Below are 5,897 nucleotides of genomic sequence, written 5' to 3'. Positions count from 1 at the left end.
ATATTAAAGGAGAATCTATGCGCAAAAAATTAAAAGATAATCACTAAATTTAACCACAAATGAATCGATTTTGAGCACTTATTTTGCTATGCTCACTTTCATCCGCTGCAAGTGGTTCACTTTGTCCGTCCTATCCATGTTAGGACGTTAAATGAACACAACAAGCTATAAAATATATTCAATCTAACAAAAAATATTAACTACTTAGAAACTAACAACCAACTAGTTAACACTGTTTGCCGTTCCGGTTTGCTTTTCCTTACTATTCTTGATTTCTAAAATGTTTTTTAGATTATTCATGTCCGAGCTAATTTTATGCTCGAGTACCCTGGCATAAATTTGGGTGGTTGAGATTTTGGTGTGGCCCAGAATTTTGGAAACGGTTTCAATCGGGACTCCGTTGGATAAGGCAATGGTGGTTGCAAAAGTATGCCGCGCCATGTGAAAGGTGAGGTTCTTTTTAATTTCTACGACATTTGCGGCTTCTTTGAGATAGGCGTTCAACTTTGTGTTGGACAGCACAGGTAGCAACGATTTGGATACGACCGTTACGGGATGGTCCTTATATTTTTTGATGATGACCATGGCTTTTGGTAATAGTGGGACTTTGATCACCGTATTCGTCTTTTGCCTTGTGCTCATTATCCAATGACTGCCGTCGATATTCATGGCGACATGGTCTGTGGTTAGTTTCATAATATCCACATAACTGATCCCGGTGTAACAACTGAAAACGAACAGGTCGCGCACGCGATCGAGTCGGTCTGAAACAAATTGTTTGGTTTCCAGATTGTGCAATTCAATTTCGGATAGGAATTCCCGGTTGGTTTTTTCAAAGGACATCTGCCAACGTACAAAAGGATCCTTATCCACCCATTCCAAATGATAGGCCAAGGTGACAATTTTACGAAGGCGCTGAATGTGTTTCATCACCGTGTTATTGCATAGCGACTTGGGATGGCCTGCAGGATAAAGATTGGATAGATAGCCTTGGAAATCGGTTAAAAACTCGTAGTTGATTTCTTTTAGGTAAACGTCTGTGGTTTTGCGATGTTTCTTTAGAAACCTTGCCACGTGGGATTCGGTAACCCCAAAGAGCCGGATGGAACCTTTCGCCAATGTATTAGTGGTTTTTACTTTGTGATAATTGATAATATCAAATAGTGATTTGCCTTGATCCTCTCCTCCTCCAGTGTAGTGAGCTTTTACAAGTTGGGCTGTGATGAGCTTGCCCTTGAATTTAAGATCCTGATAGATTTGGAAGATTTGGGAATGGACTTCTTCCAGATATTGATTGGTTTGTCTGGAGAATGTGGTATTGCCTTTTAAACGTTTAGTTTTTGAATCCCATTGATCAAGGTTTGCTTTTCTTTTTAAACTGAGGTTGACGCGTTTACCATTTACGGTAATCCGCGCGAAAATTTCCGCCTCATTATTTATTGCACGTGAAGCGTTTATCCAGAATAGGATAGAAAATGATTTTGAAATTGCCATAGTTGTATGTCTTAAAGATTAAACTTTGTGAGACAAGAGTCAAATCAACTATGCTATAATTTCAACAATTCGGGCCCCATTTTTACCAAACTTTTTTGTTGACCGAATTGTTGACCAATTATTTCAAATATAATGAATTTAAAGGATATACCTGAAAATAAAAAAGCTTGTAAAACCCTATGTTTTACAAGCCTTTGGTGCTTTTTGATAAAGCTTTAAGTGAGCCCGACAGGATTCGAACCTGTGACCGCCTCCTTAGAAGGGAGGTGCTCTATCCAGCTGAGCTACGAGCCCATTCAAGAACTGTTGTTCTGAAATGGTAAAGACAAAATAAAACGGATCTTATTTGTCTTACGGTCGGCAAATATACAATTTCTATTAAAACATCATAAACAAAAAGAGAAAAAATTGTTCTTAATTTTTCATGATTTTATCTCACGAATAAATAAAAAATCAAAAACCTTAATTACTAATTACTTAAGTTTACTATTTCGGTATTTATCCCTCGAAAAAAAATTAAGTATTTATTAAAAAACACAATGTATTCGGCTTCGCCATAGCATAATTTCAATTTATCATCTTAAATTGATGAAGATTTGTGACCAATCTTTCTTGGTGGTACCAATCATTATAAGAAAGTTCGAGTTCATTTACTTGAAAAGTTCCAAAATTATGATTTCTATAGTTTTCTAAAAGTTCCAGGAATTTCTCTTTTTGAGTTAATTGTTGGCTAAAGCGAAACACGGTGGCATGTGCTGTTTGAATCAAATAGCGCTCGTCCATACTTTGTTCCAAAGTAGAATCTTTAAAGTCTCTCCTCAGGTTATCCCTTATCTCATTTAAACTACTGTCCTCCATAAATCCTTGTATCATAACACAAGATGGCGAAGCGGTAACGCCTATACAACTTATGGTAATGTTTTGAACGTTTTAGGCTTTCTTCTATAAGCCCGACGTAATCAGGCACATTAAGATTTGACAGTTTAAGACCTTCATAACAAGAAATTATGGAGAGGACTGTAATATGAATATCAGAGTTTGGATAATAGTATTGATCAGGTTCAATGCATTTAAGTTGGTTAAGAAATTTCTGAATCTCGTTTTTGATTTCTAAAGGCGGTCTGATCAAAAGTGACACTCCAAAACGATTATCATTATCGGCATGGAGCATAGGATCAATTTCGTAATTATCGGATGAAATTTTACGAATGGATTCTTGATAAAGCTTGTTGTAATGTTCTTTGAGATTCATCAATTTAATTAAATATGAGATGATTATGGTTTATTTAAAATTTGCCTGCATTTCTAGAAGTGAATCATATTATACAATAAAATTTCGAATCATTTAAATTATACGGATAGATCTCAAAAATACTAAAAGTAACTTGCCAAAGAAAATCCTAGTGGTACCCCAGTTTGGTTAAAATCAATATAAAACATCCTATTACAATCAAAACATATAAAAGTTGTAAATAAAGATTCTTACATAAATATAGTCCACCGATGGATAGTAATGCCATAAAACCCGTTTCAAAACGTGTACATAATATGCCAAGAATCATTGCTGCAAAAAACAGATGTGTCCAAAGGCTTTTCGGCTTAAAAAGTAAAGCGATAGCGACAACCAATTCAATCACCACGGTGACCCAAACAAAGATTATACTGATTGAACCGAGGTTTGGTAAGACGTTCTTGAATACGATATGATCTTCTAAATTGGGATCAAGAGCGTGCAAATCAAAGACGCTTTTTGAATTACTCTTTACAATCTCCAACTTTTCTGGAAAAAAGTTAATGAAATTCCTGAAGAGAGCACCGCGATTGGTCATATAATAATAGAAGTCACCACTCATAAACTGGGGAGACATGAGTTTTTGAACAACGGAGGTTAGAACAACAATCACCAAAAGGATCTGAATGTTTGTCAGGAGAATATCAGGGCGTTTGTGATAGCTATAGATTAAGACCGAAAGCACCATAAACATCAACATAAAATGATGGTTGGCAACCCAAAAATATTTGAAACAGAGATCGACAGCCAAAAGAACAAAAAATGTAATCCAAATGATGGGATGTTTGTTTTTATGACGAACAAAAAACCAACTCAATAATCCAATGAACAATACCGGGATTTTCCAGCGCCGGTGTTCTTCAGCCATAATGAAAACATAAGCGGCAAGTATCAAAATTAACAATTGGTTTGCCAGCGCAATACGATCTTTTAATGTGTGCTTTATGACGGTCAAATATTTCAAAATCCTGTAGTTTTTAAGTATATTTCATCTATTAAAACTCTTGAATAGTGACCGTTTTTTGAATTGACAATTGGTTTCCAGATTTGTACATGAATGCTATCCTTCTGGGAAGTTTTCAGAATTAATTGTGCAGCTTTATTGAGATTATCGGTGTTTGGCATTAGCATTAAATAACCGAGAGTTTTTTTCATTTCCCGATTGTCTTTTAATAAAGAATCTAAAGACATACCAGGAATGTATATTTGGTTACTGAAATAATGAATTTCAGTGTACATTCCATAGCCGCCACCTTTCCATTTACTGAGATTTTTGGTATTCACAAGAAATACATGTAGAGCAATAACAATAACCGCAATCGTAGGAATGCCATATTTCAAGACGAACTCTTTTATTGTGTTGTTCATTGAACCTACTTGGATTATTAAACGAAGGAAATCCTAAATGATGAAATAAAACAGTGATAAATCAGCAACATATGCACGTTTATTATTTAGCAAGATATAATATTTTAACTTATTAATAGCTAAGGAGAAATTCACAATATTGATTTCAGATATCGCTAAAAAAATCAATGTTTAGAAAATAATCGTTCATCTTTCTATGCAGTAAGAAAGTCGCGCAAAGATAATCTTAACATCATCCTAAATAAAAAATAAAAAAAGTAGCACCAAAATACTACTTCTTCTACTCTAGTTTTATTCTTATAAAATCTAATTCACCAACTCAAACGCTTGCTTCGCAATTTCTAGTTCCTCATTGGTTGGAATGACCAAAATTTTCACTTTGGATGCAGTTGTATTTATTTCTCTCAAATCGCCCGATCGTTTATCGTTCTTGTTGTTGTCCAAATGAATTCCGAAAATCTCTAGATCCTCACAAACCAATCTTCTGATGAGATTTGAATTTTCTCCAATGCCTGCCGTAAACACAATCGCATCCAAGCCATTCATCGCCGCAGCGTAAGAACCAATATATTTTTTAATGCGGTAGGTGTTCATCGTCAATGCCAATTGGCAATCTTTATTTCCATTTTCAGCTTCGGCTTGAATGTCCCTTAAATCCATATATCCTGTGAGACCCAGCATTCCACTTTGATTGGTGAGCAGCGTTTTTACATCATCCAAACTGTAATCCAAATTATTGACCAAATGGAAGATAATGGCGTGATCAATATCACCACTTCTGGTGCCCATAATTAAACCGTTGGAAGGTGTAAACCCTAAACTATGATCTACACTTATGCCGTCCACAATGGCAGTCATGCTGCACCCATTTCCCAAATGAATTGTGATAATTTTAGATGAATCTAGACCTAAATATGCGATCGCTTTTTCTGAAACATATTGGTGACTTGTGCCATGGAAACCATAAACCTGAATGCCGTGCTCTTCATATAGGCTCATAGGAATGGCATACCTTTTAGCTTTTTCAGGAATGGTTTGGTGAAAAGCAGTATCGAAAACAACCACCTGTTTTGCCAAAGGAAAAATTTCTTCAGATACAAGGATGCCTTCAAGATTTCCAGGATTGTGCAAAGGTGCCAAAGCAGCGTATTCTTGAATCTTTTCCTTAACTTCTGAAGTAATTAATGTGGTGTCTGAAAATGAGTTGCCACCATGAACAACGCGATGGCCAACCACCTCAATTTCATTAGTGTGGGCAATCACGCCAATTTCAGGATCAAGTAGTAACGCTACAACTCTTTTAAGACCTTGCTTGTGCGACTCAATAGTATGTGTTTGTTCTAGATTATTGCCATTGGTTTTATAATTTATAGTCGCATTTTTATAGCCGATGCGCTCCACTAATCCACTGCATATTAATGTTTCGGAAGGCATATCCATTAATTGAAATTTAATGGATGAGCTTCCGGAATTGATAATTAATATCTTCATATATCTTTAATTTTCGACGTTTTGCCGTAATACCTCTTTCTTAATACTTAATACTTTATACTTAATTCTTAGTACTCATTAGATTCCTTGCGCTTGAATTGCTGTTACAATAACTGTATTATAAATGTCATCTATAGTACAGCCGCGGCTTAAATCGTTAACCGGTTTGTTCAAACCTTGGATAATAGGTCCAATCGCCAATGAATTTGTTTCTCTTTGTACTGCTTTATAAGTATTATTTCCTGTGTTTAGA

Annotated in this window: 7 protein-coding genes and 1 tRNA gene; all 8 read right to left on the bottom strand. The window is 35.5% G+C overall.

The window, feature by feature from the left end:
- Positions 1-222: 222 nt before the first annotated feature.
- Entirely contained in the window at positions 223-1,494 is a 1,272-nt protein-coding gene (locus tag VLZ86_RS02715; RefSeq protein ID WP_325448468.1) for a site-specific integrase, read from the bottom strand.
- Positions 1,495-1,714: 220 nt separating this feature from the next.
- Positions 1,715-1,788: transfer RNA gene (locus tag VLZ86_RS02710), tRNA-Arg, on the bottom strand.
- Between the two features lie 273 nt (positions 1,789-2,061).
- Entirely contained in the window at positions 2,062-2,352 is a 291-nt protein-coding gene (locus VLZ86_RS02705; RefSeq protein ID WP_325448466.1) for a hypothetical protein, read from the bottom strand.
- The gene (locus VLZ86_RS02700; RefSeq protein ID WP_325448464.1) at positions 2,339-2,746 is read right to left on the bottom strand and encodes a hypothetical protein; all 408 of its coding nucleotides are present in this window, start codon (positions 2,744-2,746) and stop codon (positions 2,339-2,341) included. The genes VLZ86_RS02705 and VLZ86_RS02700 overlap by 14 nt, the downstream gene beginning before the upstream one ends.
- Positions 2,747-2,894: 148 nt before the next feature.
- Positions 2,895-3,749 (bottom strand): hypothetical protein, encoded by an 855-nt coding sequence (locus VLZ86_RS02695; RefSeq protein WP_325448462.1) that lies wholly within the window; start codon positions 3,747-3,749, stop codon positions 2,895-2,897.
- Positions 3,746-4,153, bottom strand: coding sequence for a hypothetical protein (locus tag VLZ86_RS02690; protein ID WP_325448459.1), 408 nt, complete (start codon positions 4,151-4,153; stop codon positions 3,746-3,748). Before VLZ86_RS02690 ends, VLZ86_RS02695 begins: the two co-directional genes overlap by 4 nt.
- 306 nt (positions 4,154-4,459) lie before the next feature.
- Positions 4,460-5,644 (bottom strand): acetate kinase, encoded by a 1,185-nt coding sequence (locus tag VLZ86_RS02685; protein ID WP_325448457.1) that lies wholly within the window; start codon positions 5,642-5,644, stop codon positions 4,460-4,462.
- Positions 5,645-5,722: 78 nt separating this feature from the next.
- On the bottom strand, positions 5,723-5,897 hold a 175-nt coding region (locus VLZ86_RS02680), incomplete at its 5' end, for a phosphate acyltransferase (RefSeq protein ID WP_325448470.1).

The organism is Gelidibacter sp. (genome assembly GCF_035515035.1).
Lineage (GTDB): Bacteria > Bacteroidota > Bacteroidia > Flavobacteriales > Flavobacteriaceae > Gelidibacter.
The sequence above is the reverse complement of the archived record's forward strand: the minus strand, read 5'-3'. Positions and strand labels throughout refer to the sequence as shown.